At 63.1% G+C, this 22,032-nt stretch carries 23 protein-coding genes; 3 read left to right on the top strand and 20 right to left on the bottom strand.

What is annotated here, in order from left to right; translation table 11 throughout:
- Positions 1-19: 19 nt before the first annotated feature.
- Both ACQY4G_RS03745 and ACQY4G_RS03740 read left to right on the top strand, forming a co-directional pair.
- The gene (locus ACQY4G_RS03745; RefSeq protein ID WP_421993148.1) at positions 20-1,291 is read left to right on the top strand and encodes a hypothetical protein; all 1,272 of its coding nucleotides are present in this window, start codon (positions 20-22) and stop codon (positions 1,289-1,291) included.
- Positions 1,292-1,300: 9 nt separating this feature from the next.
- Entirely contained in the window at positions 1,301-2,005 is a 705-nt protein-coding gene (locus ACQY4G_RS03740) for a hypothetical protein (RefSeq protein ID WP_157075203.1), read from the top strand.
- A 228-nt stretch (positions 2,006-2,233) separates the two neighbouring features.
- Here the strand turns inward: ACQY4G_RS03740 and ACQY4G_RS03735 are convergent, their stop codons facing one another.
- Positions 2,234-3,532 carry a type II toxin-antitoxin system HipA family toxin gene (locus ACQY4G_RS03735; protein ID WP_067695830.1) on the bottom strand — a complete coding sequence of 433 codons (1,299 nt, stop codon included), beginning with the start codon at positions 3,530-3,532 and terminating at the stop codon, positions 2,234-2,236.
- Complete coding sequence (locus ACQY4G_RS03730; protein WP_067695826.1) at positions 3,529-3,888, bottom strand: helix-turn-helix domain-containing protein; 360 nt, start codon at positions 3,886-3,888, stop codon at positions 3,529-3,531. The genes ACQY4G_RS03735 and ACQY4G_RS03730 overlap by 4 nt, the downstream gene beginning before the upstream one ends.
- 149 nt (positions 3,889-4,037) lie before the next feature.
- On the opposite strand from ACQY4G_RS03730, the gene ACQY4G_RS03725 reads away from it, so the two are divergent.
- Entirely contained in the window at positions 4,038-4,241 is a 204-nt protein-coding gene (locus tag ACQY4G_RS03725) for a hypothetical protein (RefSeq protein WP_320181559.1), read from the top strand.
- Here ACQY4G_RS03725 and ACQY4G_RS03720 read toward each other — a convergent pair whose 3' ends face one another.
- Genes ACQY4G_RS03720 through ACQY4G_RS03635 form a run of 18 tightly spaced genes read right to left on the bottom strand, consistent with a single transcriptional unit; the run spans position 4,242 to position 21,971 of the window.
- Positions 4,242-6,953, bottom strand: a complete 2,712-nt coding sequence (locus ACQY4G_RS03720; RefSeq protein WP_067695821.1) for a conjugal transfer protein TraG N-terminal domain-containing protein — start codon at positions 6,951-6,953, stop codon at positions 4,242-4,244.
- A gap of 12 nt (positions 6,954-6,965) precedes the next feature.
- On the bottom strand, positions 6,966-8,402 hold the full coding sequence (locus ACQY4G_RS03715) for a conjugal transfer protein TraH (RefSeq protein WP_160726843.1): 1,437 nt from the start codon (positions 8,400-8,402) through the stop codon (positions 6,966-6,968).
- On the bottom strand, positions 8,392-9,222 hold the full coding sequence (locus tag ACQY4G_RS03710) for a conjugal transfer protein TraF (RefSeq protein ID WP_230833605.1): 831 nt from the start codon (positions 9,220-9,222) through the stop codon (positions 8,392-8,394). Before ACQY4G_RS03710 ends, ACQY4G_RS03715 begins: the two co-directional genes overlap by 11 nt.
- Entirely contained in the window at positions 9,219-10,952 is a 1,734-nt protein-coding gene (locus ACQY4G_RS03705) for a conjugal transfer protein TraN (RefSeq protein WP_067695815.1), read from the bottom strand. Before ACQY4G_RS03705 ends, ACQY4G_RS03710 begins: the two co-directional genes overlap by 4 nt.
- A complete protein-coding gene (gene trbC, locus ACQY4G_RS03700; RefSeq protein ID WP_050599554.1) occupies positions 10,949-11,701 on the bottom strand; it encodes a type-F conjugative transfer system pilin assembly protein TrbC in 753 nt (250 codons plus the stop codon). Before trbC ends, ACQY4G_RS03705 begins: the two co-directional genes overlap by 4 nt.
- Positions 11,698-12,711: a conjugal transfer pilus assembly protein TraU gene (traU, locus tag ACQY4G_RS03695; RefSeq protein WP_050599555.1), complete on the bottom strand. Its 1,014-nt coding sequence runs from the start codon at positions 12,709-12,711 to the stop codon at positions 11,698-11,700. Before traU ends, trbC begins: the two co-directional genes overlap by 4 nt.
- Positions 12,708-13,346, bottom strand: a complete 639-nt coding sequence (gene traW, locus ACQY4G_RS03690; protein ID WP_082835680.1) for a type-F conjugative transfer system protein TraW — start codon at positions 13,344-13,346, stop codon at positions 12,708-12,710. Before traW ends, traU begins: the two co-directional genes overlap by 4 nt.
- Positions 13,343-13,864, bottom strand: a complete 522-nt coding sequence (locus ACQY4G_RS03685) for a S26 family signal peptidase (RefSeq protein WP_050599556.1) — start codon at positions 13,862-13,864, stop codon at positions 13,343-13,345. The genes traW and ACQY4G_RS03685 overlap by 4 nt, the downstream gene beginning before the upstream one ends.
- Positions 13,861-14,247 carry a type-F conjugative transfer system protein TrbI gene (locus ACQY4G_RS03680; RefSeq protein WP_228135197.1) on the bottom strand — a complete coding sequence of 129 codons (387 nt, stop codon included), beginning with the start codon at positions 14,245-14,247 and terminating at the stop codon, positions 13,861-13,863. The genes ACQY4G_RS03685 and ACQY4G_RS03680 overlap by 4 nt, the downstream gene beginning before the upstream one ends.
- The gene (locus ACQY4G_RS03675) at positions 14,240-14,620 is read right to left on the bottom strand and encodes a hypothetical protein (RefSeq protein WP_050599558.1); all 381 of its coding nucleotides are present in this window, start codon (positions 14,618-14,620) and stop codon (positions 14,240-14,242) included. The genes ACQY4G_RS03680 and ACQY4G_RS03675 overlap by 8 nt, the downstream gene beginning before the upstream one ends.
- Positions 14,617-17,160, bottom strand: a complete 2,544-nt coding sequence (gene traC / locus ACQY4G_RS03670; RefSeq protein WP_421993146.1) for a type IV secretion system protein TraC — start codon at positions 17,158-17,160, stop codon at positions 14,617-14,619. Before traC ends, ACQY4G_RS03675 begins: the two co-directional genes overlap by 4 nt.
- Entirely contained in the window at positions 17,157-17,744 is a 588-nt protein-coding gene (locus tag ACQY4G_RS03665; protein WP_050599560.1) for a hypothetical protein, read from the bottom strand. The genes traC and ACQY4G_RS03665 overlap by 4 nt, the downstream gene beginning before the upstream one ends.
- On the bottom strand, positions 17,741-18,613 hold the full coding sequence (locus tag ACQY4G_RS03660) for a DsbC family protein (protein WP_050599561.1): 873 nt from the start codon (positions 18,611-18,613) through the stop codon (positions 17,741-17,743). Before ACQY4G_RS03660 ends, ACQY4G_RS03665 begins: the two co-directional genes overlap by 4 nt.
- Entirely contained in the window at positions 18,610-19,926 is a 1,317-nt protein-coding gene (locus ACQY4G_RS03655) for a TraB/VirB10 family protein (RefSeq protein ID WP_006834211.1), read from the bottom strand. Before ACQY4G_RS03655 ends, ACQY4G_RS03660 begins: the two co-directional genes overlap by 4 nt.
- Positions 19,926-20,741 carry a type-F conjugative transfer system secretin TraK gene (locus ACQY4G_RS03650; RefSeq protein ID WP_006834210.1) on the bottom strand — a complete coding sequence of 272 codons (816 nt, stop codon included), beginning with the start codon at positions 20,739-20,741 and terminating at the stop codon, positions 19,926-19,928. Before ACQY4G_RS03650 ends, ACQY4G_RS03655 begins: the two co-directional genes overlap by 1 nt.
- Entirely contained in the window at positions 20,738-21,307 is a 570-nt protein-coding gene (locus tag ACQY4G_RS03645; RefSeq protein ID WP_067695812.1) for a type IV conjugative transfer system protein TraE, read from the bottom strand. The genes ACQY4G_RS03650 and ACQY4G_RS03645 overlap by 4 nt, the downstream gene beginning before the upstream one ends.
- 12 nt (positions 21,308-21,319) lie before the next feature.
- A complete protein-coding gene (traL, locus tag ACQY4G_RS03640; protein ID WP_006834208.1) occupies positions 21,320-21,607 on the bottom strand; it encodes a type IV conjugative transfer system protein TraL in 288 nt (95 codons plus the stop codon).
- A gap of 31 nt (positions 21,608-21,638) precedes the next feature.
- A complete protein-coding gene (locus tag ACQY4G_RS03635) occupies positions 21,639-21,971 on the bottom strand; it encodes a hypothetical protein (protein ID WP_006834207.1) in 333 nt (110 codons plus the stop codon).
- Between the last annotated feature and the right edge of the window lie 61 nt (positions 21,972-22,032).

Raw genomic sequence — 22,032 nt, 5'->3', positions numbered from 1 at the left:
ATGACTAAAGGCGGCCATCTTGCTCTTTAGTCGTCGAAGCATTCAAGCACGTTTGGACGCAATCCGGCCCTGCACTCCGAGCGAGTGGCATGCGGACTTAGTGCGCCGATTAAATCAGCCAAATCGCGATAGGCTGGCAGCCGTTTATGAACTCATGGTTGTACACGGCCTCAATCAAGTCGGGTCGGTAGCTGTTGAAGCGGAGCAGGTGAACGGCAAAAATCCCGATATCGAGTACGCAGGCCTAGGCATATCGTTTGTAGCAGACGTGACTACCGTATCCGACGCGGGGCTCGACAAGAAAAATCCATATGAAGATCTGAGCAATCTGGTTGAAAGTCTGAAAACCAAGCTCGGAATGCCAATAGGCGGAGTGGATATCCGAATAGGATCGAGTCGAGAGCGAAAGGATCGAGGCGAGCAAACGACCTTGCAGATGCCCAATCGGTCAAGCCTGCGCCAATACTTCAAGACAGCCATCGAGCCTGAGATAAGGCAACAGCACCGCTCTGGGCAGTGTCCGATCCGCGTAGACATTGTGGACGAGGAAACTGAAATTTCAGTCAGTATTGATCCGGCCAAGAGCCCCTACAGTAGCGGCGGCTATGCCTCATATGACCGCCCAAGCATCAAAAATCGGAACCCCTATTATAAGGCGCTGAGATCGAAGGTTCCGCAGTTGAAGGGGGTGGATGCCTTAACCGGGATAATCATCTGCGATGCGGATTGCGCCACTATGGCCGATGGTGGCTTCGGCAATCGCATCGATCTCATGGATACTCTGACACGCGATTTCTTGCGGCAGAACAGCTCGGTAGACTTCGTTTTGGCGATTAGCGTTCGTGAGGAGAGACGTGGCTGGCATCCCGCCGAGGGCTACGACCGGCAAATGTTTGCAATGCTGCGCACGCAAGACGCATTAAAGATTGCTGGCGATCTCGACACGACCTTTCGTTCGATGATGCGAAACTTCCCTTATCCCCGAGACATGCCAGTCAATGCTGCACGAAGGGCGATCGAAGCAGATTATGGATGGGGGCACCATGGAGGCTGCAAAATGTCAGGCGATAATGTCAGATTGAGCTCTCGCATGATTATGGAGGTTCTCACTGGCCAAATCAGTGTGGATCGTATGTCAGAACTTCAACGTGGCAATCCATTCAAACTGCCGTTCGCGAACGGGAGGCTTCCGACAAAGATTGAGGTGATTCCTGGCGGCGAGGACGATAACGATGATTGGATCGAATTCACGTTCGGCGGCTCCGATCCAGCCATCACACCCTTTAAGTAGCACCATTCTATGATCTCAGATCGCTTCGAAACTCTAGCCCAAGCGTTTCGAGTTTTTGCCGAACAGCATCTTCGCTTTCGCCAACTTTTTCTGATCGATGCACCAGAAGCCGTCGGCAATCTAGACCACGCAATCGATGGGATTCTGAATGCATTCCATGGCCTTTATGACGCAGTGAAATTGGAAGCGCCGGAAGCTTTCAATTTCTACGATGACCCCTTGTGCGCATTTGTCTTGCGACTGAGAAACGCTCGACACCATAACCAAGCCAACGGGCTTCGAAGCGTTTATCGACGGGCTAGAGCCGAAGAGCATCCCAGAGACTATCTGCTGATCAATTTCGAAGCAGGTGAAAGCGAAGATGGTGGAAGTTTCGCTGAACACTATGTCAGCTGGTCTGACATCCGCGCAATTCTAGATTTGCAATCAGCCAAGTACGCGGATTCTGTTGCTGCGGGGCGTGAAGCCATTGCTGCGGACCGCTTCGAGGATTGGTGTCTTGCTCACAGCTACGAAGTGGACCGTATGTTTGCCAATTTGATCCCGATCCTGTCAGCGGCATGCTCTCGCTGTACTGGGGCGATCTCTCAATACATTGAACCAGAAAGCGTCGAGGCGGAGGCATTTCTGAATATATTTCAGAACGTCGAACCAGCGGACTTCGATCGTCAGGAGTACGTGGAGCTAACAAGCGCTGTTTTCTGGCCAACCTAGAGACAGCACTCCCAAAGATTCAATTTTGCATGCCAATTGCGGTGGCCGTTTTGAAAATCAACCTACAGCTTCTCCAAAGTCTAGTCGGTATGCCACGATGTGTAATCGAACTGACGGAGATGATCCCAAGTTTATCACCTTGGAAGCCGCGATGACACCGCACAGTAGTTTAGCCGCAAGGACTGGCGTGAGTCCTGGTCTCGGATCACTTTCAGTGTGCAATTTTCATTATAGTTCGGCTCGGAATCCGGCTTTCGCACGCGCAGAGAGTCGTTTCGAAAGACCCGCCAAGTCCGTAAATCTGTCCCAAAGGCTGATTGCGGATCTGATTTCGGCAATCATGTTTCTGATCTCACCTGCCTTCAGGTCAGCGAACTTGCCGAACGCTAGCAAGTCATCAAGCTCGAAGCCGTCAGTCTTTCCGGCCAGAGACATCTGGTGTTCGTTGGTCCAGTCCCCGTCAGGATTGTAGGCATAGACGACATCGAATGCGGGCGAGAGGCTCCAGCGACCCGAGCTATCCATGAGGAATGCGATGTTCTTGGTGTGGTCGTCCTGGTTGCGGATGAAGATATTGAGCAGCGCGCGGCGCACCTGCTCCTTAATCGCTTCGCGGCCGAGACCGAGCATGCGGATGGTCTCGATCGCCTGCTCGTAGCTGTATGCGCGAGCGAGGTTGAAATCGAAATGGCGCATTGCGCAAAGCGACTGCATGTGAAGCTTCTTGCCATCAGGCGTGCGGTCGAAACGCTGTGTCATGAAATGCGCCCGGCCGCCTTCTTCATGCAGACGAGAACGAGCCATGTCGATGCCGGCCTCTCGGGCTAGCAGATAGCAAGCGTATTCAAGTCGGCCGAAGCCCATCGGATCGGCTAGCTCCTTGTCGGCACTGCCCGACACGCCGTCGAACTTGACGAGCCATTGCGTATACCTGGGCCCTGCAGTCAGCTGCCCTGAATGGAATTCTCCGGTCTCCTCATTCCAGGCGAGGACGGCCTTGGCCCGGGCGCCACCAGCAGAGGTGCCGACGCGCAAGATCTCTTGAAGTGCGCGATGATCATCTTCACCCTTGAGCACACCGGCCAGTTCTTCACGCGCGGCAATGACCCTGTTGGCGAGTTCGACAAGCGGAGCGATATCGACCGGCCGACCCTGTTCACGGCGCTCACCGGTAGCGGGCTCGAATTCGAGCGCACCCATGCCTCGGCGACCGGTATAACAAAGGCGCTCGACCGGATCGAAGCTGTCGGCTGTGCGGCCTTGCTCGGCAAGCCAGCGATTGATCAGCGCGTTACCAAACTTGTCGGGCAGGCTGTCTGCCAGCATGCCCGGTAGCCCTTTAAAGGTCTCGTAATTCAGCGCGGGAAAATCGTAGACGCCGCTTCGTAATGGCATTGTGAGCGGAGCGACTTCGATGCCGCTGCGACTGAATTCCGGAGTGTATTCGAAAACCCCGACATCGCGATCTTCATCCCACAGGACGGCGCCGATCTGACGACCCCAGAGATTGACTACCGCACGCGTCATGGGGCCTCGTCACCCCAGCTCCATTCCTCGCCAGCCTCACCTTCAGAAGACTTGCGCACCCTTTGCCGCGCCTTGCCGGTGTCGGACCGGGGATCGAGCGGTCTCAGCTTGGCGTCCGGCATGACATCCAGCAGGCGGTCTTCAATGTCGAGCGCACGCATTATCCTGGCGAGGCTATCGATGGTCCCGCCATTACCGGCTTCCAGGCGGGCGAGCGTTGAACGCGAGATACCTGCCATTTCCGCAAGCTCGGCCTGCTTGAGATTGCGTGATATGCGATATGCTTCGATCTGCTTCCCGAGGTCGGATAGCAGCACCGAGAGCGGACGCAGATCTGGTGAATCATAATGTGGCATTATCGAGACATTATCTCCGTTATGGAGCTTTGTGTAGCGATTTTGCGTCTTTACGTGATGATATTTAATGTGTCAATATCGAGACGTAAATTGGCTTATGCCCGATAATGCATCAAATTTGCTACTTTATTTAGGTCGGAGTGATGGAAATGGATGACGAGAAGGAGCAAAACGACCAGACGGACTGGAAGGGCCTGCGAGAGATCGACCGTGCCATCTCCGAAAATCGGCGCATGGAATACAGCTGGAAGAAGGCTCTAGCAGATCCTTGGGAACGACGCGGACTCTGGCTACTTGGGCTGGTCGTCGTCGCATTTGCGGTGTTCGTCATCCTGCAGGATTTCGTGCTGTAGCTATCTATTGCCCCATTCTTTGACGTCGTCTGCAGCTTCCTCACTCGCGCCCGTGGCGCCTTCCGTTTGGCGATCAAGATAAGTTCGCACGGTTCCGATCCTGCCACGACCCTGTCGGCGCACCCGCTCGACCTCATCCGTGATGTCAGACCGATCAGGAGCATCGGGCATTGAGGGACCACCCGCAGAGCCCACGGCTCCTCTTGCGCGTACCTGCCCAGCACTTCCGATCCCGGGGCGGCTGACAGGAGCGAAGTCCGGCAGCGAAAGGTCGGCTTCGATGTCGTCTTGTAGGCGATCAGCATAGCTCTCGACAAACCGCGATTGCAGTTGTTGGCCGCGCGCGCTCATCTGGAACTCGATGTCGTCGAAGCGCACCGGCCCGTAATAGTCGCGATTGGCTTCGATCTCGGCCATGCCCCATTCGCGATAAGCCTGGCTCAGGTTTAGCGTGCCTGCGGCACTATTGGCCTCGTACCAACTGGCCTGGTTCTCGAGGCGGCTGGCCACCTCTTCGGCCCGACGCGCCTCTCGTGTGTAGCTTTCGGCTTCGGTCAGCGATCGGCTGAGACCCGACGAGCTGGTTGACACCTGCGATACCGAACTCGAACTCGTCTCGCGCAGGAAGCCTTCACGCGTGTTCGACCAGTTGCGGCTATCCGAAAGCTGCCGCAGCGTACCCATTATCCTGCCGCGATCTTCCGAGGCGATCCCGATATCGCTGTCGGTCCACGACTGATTTCGGCCACCGCGGACGCCCGCCTGCGCGTTTAGTACTCCACCTTCGGCCTTTGCTCCGGCTCCTGCTTCGCCGTTGAGGAACCAAGAAATAGTAATGTCGTCTGACGCGCGCCGGGACAGGCCGAACTGCTGCTGGAGCGTCCTCGAGGCATTGTCGACTTCGCTGAATGCCGTGCCGATGCTGTCGTTCGTACCAACGCCGCTGACAGTATCGGAGCTCTGACCCTGGCTGTAGGCGTTGCGGATCTCGCTGAACCGGGTGAGCGCAGAGCTCGTCGATTGCTGGGCGAGGTTGGCATAGGTCTCGCTCTGCGTCCGGCTCTGGCTCGCCATCGTTCCTAGGCGGCCCGTGAAGTCCTGCCCGAGCGTCGGCGTGAACGGATAGCTTGAATTCGGGACTGCAGCGAACTCGCCATCGGGGAAGCTGGTCGTCTGCGTGCCGCTGTCGCTGAATCCCCGCGTCTGTGCCGCGCCATAGGCAATGTTGGGGGCAAGATTGCCCTGCGCAAACTGGCGGGAAAACACTGTCGAATTGTCGATGCTCGAGTTGCCGAGTGAGACGTTGCCGGTGCTCGCTTCGCGCGAGGCTTCCTCGGCTGCATTCTGGCTCGGGTTGAGATAGCTCGTTGCCTGGCCCGAAATCGCCAGCGCACCACGCGCCACGCCGCCGGCAAGGAACGGGATCGAGGCGACAAGATAGCCTGCCAAGATGCCGATATCGCTGTTGACGTCGCTCATGCCAGCAAAGGTCGCGAGGCTGAGGCCCGTGCTGCCGCCAGCGGCGGCGACATCGCCCGCGCCTTTGAACATCAGGATCATGTGCAGGATGACGAAGAGCGGTCCCCACGCCGCAAGATAGAAGAAGCCGGTGACGTAACCTCTCAATGCAATGGGTCCGGTCCGCGGCATCAGGAACAGCGGAAACAGGACAGGGAACAGCGCGTAGAACACCACCGTCAGTACGACATTGAGGATTGGGACCCATTTCATCGCGTTGTGCGCGATCGAAGAATAGGTCCGCTCGGTCTGAATATCGGCCCGGGTCTGCGCGAAGACGTCAATACTGCCGGTGCCGCTCGCCCCTGCAAAGCCGTGCATGGCCTGGTTCATGGCATTGATCGTCAACACCTGGCGGAAAATGTCGCTCGCGCTGCGCGAGATGCCGGTAAGATACTGATAGGCAATCGGGAGGTCGGCCATGAGCTTGGCCTTGGCGAGCGCTTCGGTCTGGCGCGGATAGAGTTGGCGTCCCGCGACAAGCGTCATCTCGTCAATGAGGCTCGCCCATTGCCCCGAAAGCGCGGTGTAGGCTTCGCGGCAGGTGATGATCGAGGCCGTCACGCTGTCGTCGGCCTGCCGGGTCAGGAATTTCTGCGCGCGCGCCGCGCTGCCGGGTGCGATCGTCGCCCAGATATCATCGCTCTCGGACAGCTCCTTCATCGAGTAGCGGCCGAGCAGCAGATCGTAGAACACGCATTGCCTGACATGCTCGTCGAAGTTCGCAGCAAACTCCGGATCGGAAATGCGCAAGCTCCGCGTCGATTCAAGCAGCCGCGCGCCATAGATCATGCCGTTCTTCGAGTAGTTGAGGTCGTCCGGCAAGCCGAAGACGAGCTCGGCCGAGCGGGTCAGATAGTCCCCCGCCTGGCTGGTGAAACTTGCCATCAGGGCGAGCCCGAGCGGAACATTGGCCACCGTTGCCGGTGCAAGGCTTGGATTGACCCGGTCTGTCACATGGACGTCCATGCGCGGCACCATCAGACACATGTAGATGAGCGTCGCACCGAGGAACCAGTTGAGCCATGCGCGCCAGTCCTGGTTGAACGCGACCACGATGACCGCGAGCACCATGCCCATCACCAGCGCGACCTGAATCAGGCTCTTGTAGCCGCCCGCTCCGGTCCAGGCGGCAACGGCATTGAGGACATTGACGATATACTCGCCGCCGCCGACCGTGAAAATCTCGACCATGCTGCCTCACCCTTATGGAACGATGGAGCGGGACTGCATCCCGCGCGACCAGTCGAGCGCGGCGGCCATCGATGGCGACATCGAGGCGGCGAGCATGTTCTCGATCATCGCGGTCTTCTCGATGATCTGCATGATCGCGGAGACCCGCGCCTGTCCGGTCGCTTGCCTCTGGGCGAGGCTTGACCGGACTTCCGCGACCTGAGCGCGCCAGATCGCGAGTTTCGCTTCATCGGCCGCAATGAAGCTCGCCATCGAGCGTCCGGCCTCGGCTGTGATGCGTTCGAGGATGGCATAGAGAAGATCGATGCTGGCGATCTCGGCCAGCGTGTCGCGGTCGTCGGTTGCCATCCCGCGTCCATAGGCCGCCTGCACGGTGAGGATCTTGTAGAGCGGCACCGATGCCACCTGGAGCAGCTCCTTCTCCTCGTCGCCGATCGCTGTGTCGCTGCGGATGGCCTCGACCATGCTGCCGATGAGCTGGGCAACGCGGGGCCGGATGGCCTTCGCGCTCGTGAGGCTCATCTGCTGGAAAGTGGGGTTGAGGCACTGGTCGGGCTCGTCACACTGGAACACCCGCACCGACTGGCCTTGCGTCCCGTCGAGCAGCGCGGTCACCAGCGTCGAGGAGGCATCGCCTGCGAAAGGCACGAACTTGCCTGGTTCGTCATCGCGGGGCGGCACGTAGATCACCGTGCCGATGAGCGTCATCGCATACTCGGCGAGGTCGCGGTCGAAGGTGCCACCAGGGTTGAAGAAGGCGCTCTGCTTGAGGACATGCCAGGTGTAATTGCGCGGTACACCGGGATTGACGTCGGCATAGTCGGCGCCGGCGCTCTCATTGGTCGAGGCGCGCTGACCCCTGGTGCCGCAACCGTGTTTGGCGGCAGCATAGTCGGTGAAGATACCTTCGGAATTGCCGATCGCTTCGCAGATCGCCTTGTCGGCGAGATCGCCCTTGGGCCAGACGCCGCCGACCAGCCCCTGCGCCATCTCGCAGGAGTTGATCGAGAGATTGTTCATGAGCTGCGCCTTCTGGCTGAACTCCTGCATGATCTTTGAGCACTCGGGGCAGACGGTATCGATCGCGAGGCTGAAGGCGAACCCCACCGCATTGTTCGCGACGGCCTTCAACAGCGCGACCATCTCGCTCGCGTTGATGAAGGAGAAGGACCCGGCGAAGATATCGATGCCGCCGCAACCTGCGCGGGCACGCGGCAGCTGGAGGTTGGCGATGCTGGTCGTCTTCTGCGGGAAGCGCGTCCAGACATTGCCGAGGCTGTAATAGCCCGCCGACTGTCCTTCGAATGCGCTCGGCCCGGTGACATTGGCCGCAGCGCCCATGTCGTCCATGAAGCGGTCCATGCTGTCGCCGACGTTTGCGGCGACGGGGGACGCGACCATGCTGGCGGCAGCTATGGTGAGCGCCGCATTGCGGATGCTAGTAATCATGTCCGGCTTCCTTCGAGGTGAGGAGGTAGATGCGGTCCTGCAGCTCGTCGGCCGAGAGCACGCCGTATCCGATCGGGATCGGGCGCCTGGCCACGCTGTCCCAAAGCACGAGCGCCGGGGTGATGCCGGGTTCGAGCCCCATGCGGGGCCGCTGGCCGCTTTCGACCTTGTAGTCGGGGAAGTGCCTGGACGGCCCGCCATCGGTCGAGATCGCCCGGACCGTGATATGCCAGCGGTCCGCCACCGAGCGCACGATCGGGCTCATCACTTCGCAGGCGCCGCAGGTCTGGGCGAAGAAGTAGAACAGTCCATAGCGTTCGGAGAGCCTGGCCATCACCGCGTCGCGGTCGGCAGCGCGCGCGTCCTGCCATTGCTTCTTGGCGAGTGCGCCGACCGGTCGTTCGAGCGTGTAGTCGAGCTCGGGATCCTGCCAAATCGCGCGTTGCCAGACATCGGAGAACAGCGAAGCCCGGTCGAGCTGGGCACGCTGGAAGCGGATATAGGCGGTGACGTTTTCCGGCGTCGGATAGAGGATCGCGCGCGCCTTGAGTTCGCGCAGTTCCCCCGTGACCGCGTCCAGCTCCTGCGTGGCGGTCACCTGGGCTGGTGGCTGCGCCATCTGCGGCTCGTCTGCCGGCACCGGCTTTACGCAATAGAACCAGTAGCCGAGCCTGCGCTGCTCGCAGTAGAGGCTGTCTGCCGAAGCAGCTGGCTTTGCCTGGCGCGCTTCCTGGGCGGCTGCCCGAACGGGGAGCAGTGCAGCGAGAATCATGGCCAGTGCTGGGAGGGCCAGCATCGGCAGTGATTGGCGGCGCGTCATTGGCCACTCCTTGCGTAATAATCTTCGATTTTCTGCTGGATGAGGATGCTGGTCTCGAGCTCGTCGGGGAGCCGTGCAGCCTCGGTGAACTCGGCATAGACTTCGCTGAAATCCATCTGGCTGAGGTCGAGCCGGGCGAACTCGTCGAGCGTGAACCCCTCGCACTGCTCTTCCTTGGGCTTGTCCCAGGGCTTGCGCAGCTGGCGGCGACCCTGTTCCTGCAGGATCCGCGAGAGCTTGCTCTCGAAGCAGCAGTAGACCTTCTTCTTGGTCAGGCAGACGCCGAGGAACTTGTCCGAACAATAGGTCCCCACGTAGGCGCACAGCCCCTGCGCATCGCGTTCGTGGAGCAGAACTTCCTCGCGGTTGCAGCCGAGCGCGACCAGCAGGCTGATGCCGGGGATGAGCGGGAAACCCTTGCCCTTGCAGCAGTTGAGCACGCCGAAGACCTTGGACGAGCAGGTGTTGCGCGTGCCGCGGAACAGCGTCAGCGTCTCGGGATCGAACTGCCCGCGGGCCTCGTCCATCGCATGGAGCGCGGTGACGGCATCCTTGAACTCGTCGTTCGCGGTGCGCTGGATCGTCTCGCAGCTGCCGTCGATGCAATAGACATCGCCGTCGCAGACATACTGGGTGGAGCTGTCGGTCCCGGGAAGCGGGCACTCGTAGATGCGCTCCCAGGTCTCGCAGGGGTCTTCGTCGGTGAGGCATTCCTCGCGAACAAAGCGACAGCTGCCCTGGCTTTCGATGTCGGAGCAATCGGTCGCCGCTTCGCGCGCGATGCAGGTGTAGCTCCTCTGCCATTCCCAGCAGGGCTTTGTGACAGAGACGCCATCGACCACGCGGGTCTGCGGATCGGTATCGGTGCAGATCTCTGCGTCCAGCGTGCAATCGCTATTGTCCGCAAAACCTGTGCACTGGCTTTCGTCCGGGGTCGTGGTAACGGTGGTAGCGTTGGCAATGCGGTAGGGCGTCTGACCTGCGACCTGTTCGTCGCAGGTCAGCTCGGTAAGCGGATCGCCCGGCTCGGTGCACCACTTGCGACCACCGGACCAACCCCACTGCAAGCAAGGACCATCGCGGTGCCCGGTCACCCGGCAAAGAGCGCCCGAAAACTCTTCGCAGTCCGGCTCACCTGATAGGTTGAAGCTGCCCAATGGGCTGCAAAGGTAATGATACTGCGGTTGCTGGCTGACCCTGACGACGAGTGGTACCGCGCATTGGCCAACCGACTGATCGATCCGTGTGCCCGTATTGCAGGTCGCGGTATATGTGCCCGCCGCGCCCGAACCGGGCGGCAGCGGAACGCAGGATCCCTGGCTGCCCGAAATTGCCATGCCGCTGGTGTAGTCGAGCGGCGTCTCGTTGATGGCGAGGCTGCGCGCGATCACGTCCTCGATCTCGTTCGGCTCGAACCGTGCGCGATTGGCCATGCTGTCGCGGATCGTCCGCATCGGCGTGCTGGTCGTAGCGGCGCTGCGGGCGCGGGTCTCGATCTGGTCGGGATCGCGCGCAAGATCCTGCAGATCGCGCGTCGCTTGCGGATCGAAATTGGGAACGCGTGCTGCGTCGGGATTGGTCGTTGCTGCCTCGCGCGCTTCGCCCAGCAGCTCGGTGGCAAAGTACTTCCCGTCAGCCCTTGCCGCATCGCGGGTCTGAGCCTGAATGGAAGCCGCGCTTGTGAGGGTGACGAGTGCCACAAGGAGATGGGCGAGGGTTTTGGCGGTCATGGCCGTTCCTCCCTGGAGAGCTGGCGCAGATGGAGGCGGGCAAGTTCGGCGCCCGGACCCTTGCCCGAGGCAAAGGTCTCGAGGACTTCGCCCACGCTAATGTTGCCGGCGATGCGGTCGTGCGGCGGCACCTCGCTGGTGCAATCGAACCCGTCGCAGGGACTGAACTCGGTGCTCAGCATAATGAAGCTCGGTGCAGCTTCGATGTTGAAGGCGCGGAACAGCCTTGGATCGATGCCGAGCGAACCGGCCGCGTCTCGGGTGCTCCAGATGGCGGCGAGCCGCTTCTTGAATGCCTCGCTGTTACCTTGCGGGAAGCCGCGCAGCACGGTGACGCCTCCCGCCCTGGTCATGTCGTGGACCAGTGCTTTCAGCGCTTCGGGCGGCATCGACAGGCTGGCAAAGGCAATGAAGCGCGGGGTTCCCCCGAGCGACGCCTTCTCTGCGGCGGCTTGCCCTGCGATCATGGCGTCGAAGTCGAGGACGGCGTCGGTCTCGGTTGCCTTGATGCTGTCCGCATAGGCTGCGCGATTGGCCTGCGCTTGCGCCTGGATAGCCTGTGCGTCCTCGGTCAGCGCCTCGGCGCGTTGGCGGACATTGGTGCTGAGCGCCTGCGCATCGTCGGCGTGTTCGGCCGCACGCTCGCGGATCGCTTCAAGGTCGATGCCTTCGGGCGCGCTCTGGGCGAGAGCGAGGCCACCGAGAGTGACGGCAAGGCCGACGGGCAAAAGGAGGAGGTGCTTGTTCATAGCGCGCAGCAGTTCCGCTTGCGCCAGACGAGGTATCCCATGTCTTCGCCGATGGCGGGAATGACCTGTCCGGCCGATTGAAAGGTGGTGGAGGCGCCGATGGGCGGGCAGGCGTAACGGCCCGAAGTCGCCGGGTTGGGGTTGGTGGCCTGGAAGCGGTATTGTTGCTTGCGCATCACCGGCATCAAATATTTGCCGCACAGGCCCTTGGACCCCATCGTCCCCCACGAGACGAGTTCGCGGTGGAGCTTGTAGGCAAAGCGCGAAAGCACGAGGCGCGAGGCCTGGACGTGGCCTATGCTGGCCGAGACATTGCCGTTCATCGGGTACATCGACCCCTGGCAGCCCGCGCACCAGAACATCTCGTCGATCGGCAGCTTCGCGGTCGAGGCGACGCAGTCGGCCGCACAGGCAGCGAGCGCCAGCGGGTTGGCGAAGAGCACGGCCTCGGGGTTGATGATCGCGGTGAGCTCGGAATCCTGCCACAGCGGATCGATCTCGGAGATGTAGAGGATGTCGATCGAGCCCGATTCCAGGCACAGAAAATCGGCGACGATCTCCATCCAGTAGATCAGCGGATAGGCATACCAGTGGACGTGCCAGCTCGAATAATACTGGCTCGCGCCGCCCACTGCTGATGGACCCGAGATCGAGCGGAAGCCGATATCGAAGCCGGGATCGAGCTTCATGCCGCCGAGGTTCACGAAGCACCACGGCTTCATGCTGACATCGGCAAGCCGCACGGGCTCCCAGAAGCCCATCGCAATTCCGGGCCTCAGACCGCACAGGCACACCGGCAGGTCGGGGTTATCGGGATCGGGCCGGCTCGAGGGCCAGATGTCCAGCCCGCCGATCGAGATCGGGAACAGGCACGACCAGCAGATGTCGGTGATCGGGTTGACAAAGCTTCCGGTGCAGCGTCCCGGACCGGCATCGGCCATCGCGGGCGTTGCAGTGGCGAGACCAAGAATGGCGGCCAGCATGAGCGCCAGCTTTCTTAAGTGCGTCATTGGGCCGTCCTCCTTTTCGGTGGCAGCGCGATTTCGCTGATCTCGAGCAGGCGGCCCTGCTGGCGCACGCGTGCGGGCACCGATCTGATCCCGAACCTTTCCGTGAGCTTGCCGCCCTGGTCGAAATAGAAGCGGCGCTGGCGGGCCTTCATCAGCTCGAGCGGCGCACCCTTCACCAGGATCAGCTTGGCATTGGCGGCCTGCTTGAGCGCCCAGGCGAGCTGGTCGGGATCGTCGCCGTCGAGGAAGAGAAGTTCGGCGCGTAGCTGCACGCTGTCGAGCGGATTGACCCTCGTGCCAGCGGCATGGATCAGCTCGCCTTTTGCCCCGCGGATATCGGCAGCGAGCGTGATCGTCGGATCAAATTGCCAGCGACGGGCTTCGCTGGCCCGGACGATTCCGGCGACGGGGTCGGGCCGGTTCACGCGCGCGATCGTGCGGCGCTTCAGGTCTTCATTGAGCCGCGCGGTCTCCCCCGAACGTTCCATCTGGGTCAGGCGCGAATGAATCTGCTCGAGGAGGTCGCGCTCGATCACGGGAAACACCGTGCCGCGCTGGCCATAGTCGCGCGCCAGCACCTCGGCAGGGCAGAGCAGGACTGCAAGTAGCGCTGCAGGGAGGATGAGCTTGCTCACAGGATCGCCCTCCCGCTGCCCAGGATCTGGCCGCGGCAGACGAAGCCGATCTCGGCGTAGCGGCTGTCGAGGCCGCGCTGATGGCTGGTCCCGGTGTAGAAGCAGCCGTCGGGGATCGGGCCTTCGGGGCCCTTGTGAAGCGCAATGCCGAGACGGGTCTCATCGAGCCGCGCGGCGATCTTGCGGCCGTTGATGAAGACCTCGTGGCCACGGTGGCTCACGACATCGCCCGGCACGCCCAACACCCGCTTGCCGAAGAGCTGCGCGCCTTCTCCGAAATGCGCTTCGACGAGTCTGCTCGCCGGCGGCTCGAAGAAGATCAGGCTGCCGCGCTCGATCCGCGCATGCTTGTCGAGCCAGAAGGCCCAGTTGGGCAGGCTCGGGCTGGCATTGATGAGGAAGGCATGGTCTTTCGCGAAGGCGTCGACCGCGCCCCATCCAAGTGGCAGCAGCACCAGACCGGTCAGGACGAGCGGTCGTTTGAGCGTGCGGACAAAACGAGAGGCAAAGCGCGTCACTGGCCGCCTCCCTGCCCAAGCTGGCGAGCGATCCGCACGCGCAGTTCATCGGTAGCATCGGGGGCATCGCCCGCGAGCACTGCTTCGCCGACCAGCACCACGCGGCCATCGGCCCCCATTTCCGCAACAGCGCGCTCGGACGCCTGAAGGAAGGCGAGCACGCGCGCCTGGCTGGCTTCGGGATCCTGCTCTGCGCGCGCTTCGGCATCGACGAATGCGGCGATGGTCTCGGCAAGCCGGACGGTGACGATCTGCTGGCGCGGCTCCGACAGTTCGCGGCTGACCCAGGCTGCCCAGAGTAATGCGACCACGAGCGCGAGCACGCCGAGAATTCTCAGCAACAGCGGGCGATTGAAGGATGGTAGTCTGCGCGTCTCAGTCACGTTTAGCCTCCCGGGCCGGATGGTTGTCGAGATCGGCCGCAAGCCGCCTCAGGAAGCGGGGCATGCGAAACAGCGTCACAGCGCCAGCGAGGGCGAGGAAGCAGCCCTTGAGGTCCTGGCTGAACAGGCTGCGGCGCAGCCCGTCGGCTTCGAGATATCGGTCCGACAGATTGGCGAGCTGGGTGAAGAGGCCGCCAAGGTCCCAGCCCGCAACGAACAGGAACAGCGCGAGCGGCAATCCCAGCACGATCAGCAGTGAAGTCGCGGCAAAGCGCGCGGTCTCGATGAGGACGAAACAGCTCCCTTGCAGGAACGGCAGCAGGCTGCGGAGATTGGCCGGAGGGGTCCGGTCGACGAGATGCGAGACCATCATTGTCCGCCTCCCGCCACGATCCGGATGGCATCGGCGAGGCTGTGCCCGCGCCGCTCGCAGTCCTGGATCGCCGCATAGGTGTCGGGATCGGAGGAGTAGATCGTCGCCGAGAAGGGATCGAGCACGAGCCGACCGACCGCCTCGGTCTCGGGGCCTTTGATGAAGACCTCGCTGTACTCGGTCCCCGAACGCTTGAGGCTGCGGATCAGCGTCTCGGTGCGGTCGTCCATGTCGAGCCGCGCGTTCGCCCTGAAATCGGCGATCGTCTCGGCCTTCTGCTGAAGTACCAGCATCCAGTCGCTATTCTCGAGCGCGGCGCGCGCGCCGTCGGACTTGTAATAATCATTGAGGGACTGGGTCGCGGTGGCGAGCGCGCCGCCGTACTTGCGGGCAGTGCGGGCATAGGTTTCGACGAACTCGCCCATCGACCCGCCCTTGAGCATGGCCCAGGCCTCGTCGATCAGCAGCAGCTTCTTGGTTGCTCGCGACGAGCGGGTCATCGCCTGGCTGGTCATGAACATGATCGCCGAAAGGACGACGCTGCGCAGTTCCTCGCGGCTTGCGAGATCGCTCATCTCGAAGACGGTAAAATCATCGTCGAGCGCGAAGCTCGCCTTGCCTGCAAAGAACCCGCCGTAGCTGCCGCCGCGGCAGAAGGGCGCGATCGCGGTGGCGAGATCGCGGCCCGCCTCGCTTTCCGATCCATGGAGCGCATGCGCGACATCGTCGACCGATGCGCCGCTGCCGAGTGCCTCCCAGGTCGCGGTCACGGCCCGATCGATGAGCCCGCGCTCGGTATCGCTCGGCGCGGTGCCGGGACGCGCCATCTGGCCAATGATTGCCTTGATCATGGCGAAGCAGTCGAGGCGGTAGTCCTCGTCTTCGTGTGCGCGGGCATCGTCGACCATCGAGAAGGGGTTCAGGGAAAAGCCCGAGGCGGGCGTGAACTCAACGAAGCGTCCGCCCTGCAGTTTGACCGAATGCTCGAAGCTGCGGCCGTCGTCGATCACCACGACCTTGGCACCGGCGCCGCGCAGGGCGGCGCAGAGTTCCTGCAGCAGCACCGACTTGCCCGAACCCGACTTGCCGCAGATCGCGATATTGTGGTTGCCGGCACCGTTCTCGAATGGCGACCACCAGAAGGGCTGGCCGCGGCGGCCAACGAGCAGGAGGTGCGGGATTACGCCGCCGAGATATTCGCCCTGCATCGGCGCGATATGTGCCGCTGTCGTCGAGAGCATGGTCTTGAGACGCTTCAACCGCGCCATGTCGTCGGCGAGGCCATCGGCGAGGCACAGGGGAAAGGCAGCGACGAGGCCTTGGAGCTGGAGGAAGCGCTCGTCGGCAAGGTCCCAGCCCGCCGCCTTGTAGATCGCCTTGATGATGCGTTCATGCGCGTCGCCCTGGCCGAGCGGCGAGATGCTGGTGAGCCCGTAGAACAGCTTCACGAGCTTCTTGCCAGCCTGGAGTTCGGCCTGGACGTGGCGCCACTCGGCCGACTGTTCGGCAAGCTTGGGCAAGAAACGCGCGCTCTTGGTCTGGCTGAGACTGGTCGTGCGCATGAACTTGAAGCCCGCGCGCGCCGAAGCAGCTTCCTGGTCGGGGTAGACCAGGCACAGCATGGTTGCCGTCGGACAGGGGAAACGCAGCTTGTCGGTGAACATGTCGCCGATGAGCCGCGCGCATTCCCAAGGTGCCCAGCGCTCAGGGGTAGAGCGCACGGCATAGTGCCGCACATCGAAATGGTCGGGATAGCATTCGCCGACTTCAGGATTGCCCTCCTCGTCGCGGCCCGTCTCGCGAAAGCGCTCGGTCCTGAGGATCAGGCGATCGTCGCCGACCTCGAGCTCGATGTCGCGGCGGATCGCTTGGGACTGAAGCGTATCGTGCGGGTTCCACGCATGGATATCGGTCTCGTGCGCGGTAGTCGGCGAGGTGAGCTCGTCGATCAGCGCCAAGAGGCCGCCCGGACGCAGCTCCTGCGCGTGCAGTCCGAGCGAGTGGAGCATGCCCATCAGCCCTTCGCGGCATTCCGAAAGTTCCGCGTCGGTCACGCTTCCGGGCACCGGCACGCCGAGCGAGACGATCAGCCGGACGTTGCGAGCATGGAACGGCGCATGCGCCGAGCCCGAGCTCCAGACGAGATCGTAAAGGCGCCTGGTGCGCGCTCTGGCGATGGCCTCGTAGATCCCGCCCTGCTCGTAGCGCGGAGCGAACCAGGGGCCGACCACGCTGCCGATCCGCGGAGATGCGAAGTTCAGGACCTGGAGGCAGGCGCCCTGCGGCAGGCCTTCGGAGAAGAACTGACCGAGGATCTCGCCGGTCCGTTCGTCGGCCCCGATCAGCGGGGTGACTTCGAGCACGAAGCCTTTGGAGCGGGCGTTGCGGTAGAGCTTCGCCCCCTCGTCATAGACCCGGTAGGGCAGCCAGTCCGAGAGCATATCGAGCCCGAAATGCGCCCGCGGCTTTTCGGGCCGAGCCGTGTCGGCAAACAGGCCCCGCGAGAGTGCGTCGCGCGCGGCAGCAAGGGATAGCGTCACTGGCTCTCTCCTTCGGTCATGTCAGGTTGGGGGACCGGCTCGCGGGGAGGGGAAAACGAGCCAGGTCCCCCGGGTTCCGGCGCGTCAGCGCCGGGCATCGCCGGAACGGGCTGCGAGGGGATGAACAGCTGTTCCGGCAATGTGTCTGCCTCTTGGATTTTTGGCGGTTGGAAATCGGTTGCGGGGTTGCTCTCGCGCGTCGCGGCAATAGTCGATGCCAGCGAGCGCAGGACTTCGCGGCGGCCCTGCGGCGTGCGCCAGCCTGTCCCTGCCTGTTCGGGCAGCGTCAGGTGAACGACGCGCGCCTCATGGTCGCGGCCCGCCGCGTCACGGTAGCCTGTCAGCACGACCAGCAGGCGACGAACCGCTTCGCCGGTCGGGGTCACCGTCCGATGCGCGTCAACCGTGTCAGCCTTTTCAATGCCGGTCGCCCCGGCATCGATCGCGGAAGTCGGCGCGCAGGTCCCTTCCGGAGCCCGGCAGGCAAAGCTGCCTTTGACGTTGCCGCCGAGGCTGGCGCAGCCACTGGCCAGGAGGAGCGGCGCAGCGAGCACCATGGCGCGAAGGATTGGAAGCCGGCTCATTGCGCCACTCCCTTGCCTTCGGCGACGAAGCGGCGGATCGCCGCGGCATCGCGGTAGCCATGAAGCACCGCCCCATCGCGGGCGCGCACGATGACCGGAGTTCCGGCAAACCCGTTGGCCTTCGCGAAGGCTTCGTTGGCATCGAGTGCCTTGGCCTCCTTGCAGGTCTTATCAGTCGCCAGAGCCTGGCCGGAATAGGCCGCATGGAGTGCCTTTGCCGGATCCTTAGCGCACAGCACCGCCTCGGAAATCTTGCGGCTTGCCGCGCCGAAGATCGAGATCGGTCGCTCTTCGACATGAACCTTGGCCTTGGCGAGTTCGGCGGTCAGGCGCTGGCAATACCCGCACTGGAAATCCGAGAAGACGACCAGGCGTTCGCCCTTGAGGTTGCCCCAGTGGATCGCGCCGGCAGCCGGAAGCGACGAGAGGTCGACATGGTTGGCGGCCGCCTGGACAGGCGTTTCGTCGCGTCCCGCCGGCGCGTCACTGGCTACGCGCGCCGCACCGGCCGCGAGCAGATCGGGATTGAGTTCGAGCAGGCGGGCGGCAGTGACGTCGCGCCGTTCTTCCATGTCGTAGAGACGGCCTACGAACAGGTAGCGGGCGGTCTCGTCGATGTAGAACAGCGTGTCACCCGAGACGACTTCGCACCAGGGCCCGAGCGTGTCGCAGCTGATCGCATCGATCGGGGTCTTGGGCAGCCGCAGTTTCAGCGCCTGCGCGACATCGCTCGCCATGCCCGCGGCGCTCGCAGGCATCGCAGTGACGGCAGAGACGCCGAGCGTCAGCACGGCGGCGGCGCTCGAGAGGGCAAGGGCAAGGTGGGCGGCGCGCGCCTTCAGGCTTGGCGGCGAGTCATTGTAGTTCATTTGGAGGGGCTCCTGACGTGGACGCCGTCGAGAAAGACGATCTCGACCTCGATGCCGGTCGGCATCTCGACGACGGGTTGGTATTGTTCGGCGCGTTCGATGAGGTATCGGCTGACGGTGTCGGCGGCTTCGCCGGCACCCTGGCCAAAGCCACCGGCGAGGATGTCGGTCGGCGACAGCGCCTCGCGCTGACCGTTGGCGCCGACCTGGCCGGTAAAAATGCCGTTGGCGTTGGCGGAAAATCCGCGGCCGAAGCCGCCCACAATCCCGGCGAGCAGCGCCTGGCTGACAAGGCTGCCTTCGCGGCTGACCACGCGGCCGCGCACGCCCGACTTTCCGGCGAAGGAGATGAACCCCTTGACCTCGCTCACCGCGAAGCGCCCACCGGGTTGCGCGCAGGTCATGCGCACCAGCTTGACGTAGACCTTCTCCGCCGAGAGATCGCCGCGCGCCGCGCCATTGACGAGGCAGCCGGTGATATCGGTGGTGAGCAGTTTGTTGCCGCGCATCACCGAGCGGGCCGGACCGGTGATCCGGAGCACCACGGGAAGCGGATCGCTCTGGCTGGCAACGCCGGTCGAGGCATCGACACCCACGATGACCGTTGCCGGTGCGTAGCTGTTGGGCGGAAGGTAATCGCGGCTCGCTTCGAGCAACAAGGCTGGCGCAGTCTCTGCCGCACGCGGCTTGCCGTCCTTGCCCGTCTCCGCGCTGAAGCTCATCAGGCTGAGCTGTCCGCCTTGCGTTTCCGGCGCTCCTTGCGGTGGCTGGACAGCTCCGCCGGTGCCGACGCCGGGTCCATAGGCAGGTGGCGGTGGCAGTGGCGGCGCGGCGGCAGGTGCCTTCGCAGCTTCGCTCAGCTGTGATCGCAGATTGGCATTCTCGGCCGAGATCGCGTCGATCGCCGCCTGGCCGTCGGAGCGCATCTGCGCGTTCTCGCTGCGCAGGGCTTCGAGCTCCTGTTCGATCTCGGGGCGCGGCAGCTGGGCCTGCTGGAGATCCTTGATCGCGCGGCCCTGTGCATCGAGCCGGTTACCGTAGCTCGCGACGAACTCGCGCTGCGAGAGGTTGCGATTGACGAGGCCGCCGGTGTCGATTGTCGCCGCACCATTGGCATCGGTGCCAGCCTCGTCGCCGTCGCCGCCGAAAATGAACATGCCGCCGCCGATGAGCGCGATGGCCCCGATCCCGGCGAGCAGCATCTTCTGGCGCTGTGCGATCTGCGAATTGAGGTTGCGCCGTCCGCTTTCTCGCGCTTCCGGCGAGCCCGGCAGAGGCCTCTTTCCGGCGTCCTTCTGTGGTGCCTCGGCCATCAGTCGAGTCCTCCCTTGGCAAAGACTAGGAAGGCACTGGTCGCTTCACCGGGAGCGAGTGCATCGCGGCCATAGGCAAAAGCGAGCGCGCCTGCGGCACCTTCGCGCTCGGAGCCAAGCGCAAGGCTTTCCTGGCCGAGGTTGCGCACGAGGAAGCGCTGTCCGGTAAGTTCATCGCCCTGGTATTCGGCGACCAGCTGGACCTCGATCCCGCCGGTACGGCGCGGAGCCGACAGTTCGGCGCGGGCAGTGAATCCGGGCAGGACGGCATCGCTCGCCATCGCCTCGATCAGGCGGATCGCGGCGTCCTCGGGACCGGTCTCGGTCTCCCATTCGGTGGCCGCGGCTTTAGCGAGCGCGGGATTGGTGATGAAGAGCTGGGTCGCTTCCTCGCCGCCGAGACGGCAGGCGAACTTGTAGACGTAGCCCGCCTTGCTGGTCGCAAAGAAGCTGACCCGGGCAGCGGCAAATTGCGGGGGCACGGAGATATAGATGTCTCCGCGCACTGGCTCGTGCGTCACCTGGAAATCATTGTAGGGAAAACCGCTCGCGATCTTCGAGACATTGGCAAAGCCGTCATCGATAAGCGCGATCCGGGTGAGTTCGCCGCGAGCGAGCTCGCAGTCGATGGTCGCGTTGTCGGCCGCTTCGACGAATTGGTCGGCATACGCCGGGACCGGCGCGAGCGCGAAGGCAAGCACGGCGAGGCCGGTCAGCTTGAGCCCGGGATCGGGGCGCCTTGTCGCGCCGATCGCGAAACAGGCAAGGCCGGTTCCGGCAAGCGCAGCAGCGAGGGGAGATGGGAGAAGGCTCATTGGCCGGGTTCCTCCTTGTCGGTGGGAAGTTGCTCAAAGCCGGCGAGCGCAAGGCTGAGGCCACGCTTCGACCAGCGGAAACGGAAGGAGCGGCGCTGGCTCGCGATCACCTGCGCGCCGACAAAGGTCTTGAGCGTGCCGGTGACGGTCGAGGTCAGGGCCTTGGGGTCGACGTGCATTTCCGCGATCACGAAGGCCTGGCTGATGTCCGAGCCGCGCTGTTCCTCGACGATTTGGACGAGCTCGGCCTTGAGGCGGCCGTGCGCGGCGGGATCGGCGAGCTTCAGGATGTTCGTCATCCAGTAATCGAGGCTTTCGGGCGCCCGGTTGAGGAGCATCAGTGCCGTGTCGCGGGTGACAAGTTCGAGATAGGGCGCGTCGATCCCGCCGCTCGAGACGGTGATCCGCTCTGAGGTGATCGGCACCAACACAACCTGCTCGTCGCGGGTGACCGCGGCGCCGAGGCTGACCAGCGTGGTCAGGCCCAGGACACCTGCCAGCACGGCAAAGCGGTTGCGTTGCCGCAGGTAGGTCTGCGCCTGTTCGTGCGCGAATTCTGCTCGCATGGTTCGCCTCCCTCAGCCCGCCAACAGGCGGCAGTGGGAGGGCGGCGTGGCCTTCAACCCGAGAAAGCTCCCGGGCAGGTACCAGTACGCAGCATGCACCAGTGCCGAACCGGCGCCGCGTGCCTTTGCCTTCCGCAAGGCAAGCCAGGCCCCGGCGGCCAGGCCGATACCGATGAAGATATGCTGCGAGAGAATGCCCCAGGCGAAGGGAATAAGGATCCCTGCAAACTCGTCGATGGTCCAGAAGCCGATGAGCTCCGGGTCGTCGAGCCGCCGTGGAACGAGGTACCTGTCGGCCATGCCGCCCTCCTGTCGTGACCGGATCCGCTGATCAGATGACCGCGGTCACGACCGAGGTGACGATCGGAACGCCGGTGCCGACACCGATGCCGACGCCGACCGGCACCGCGACCTGGCCGAGCGAGAAACGCCCGGAGGCGAGACCGATCAGGCCGCCCGCAAGGCTGAGCACAGTGATGATCTTGCCGCCCGAACCTTCGAGGAAGTCGGTGAACTTGGTCAACGCGGGATCGAAGGTGGTGTCGGCGCCGGCAAAGGCGGCACCGGCGCAGGCCAGCGCCACGCAGGCGGGAAGAATGTAGTCGCGGCCGCGAGCCCCGTTGGGCGAGCGCTGCTGGACCGGAAGGGCAGTCTTGGTGGTCATGGATGGAAACTCCGAGGATTGAACATCAGCCAGCGATGCGTTCGCTGTATGTTCTTTCCTC

Source organism: Qipengyuania sp. (genome assembly GCF_965277845.1).
Taxonomy (GTDB): domain Bacteria; phylum Pseudomonadota; class Alphaproteobacteria; order Sphingomonadales; family Sphingomonadaceae; genus Qipengyuania.
The sequence above is the reverse complement of the archived record's forward strand: the minus strand, read 5'-3'. Positions and strand labels throughout refer to the sequence as shown.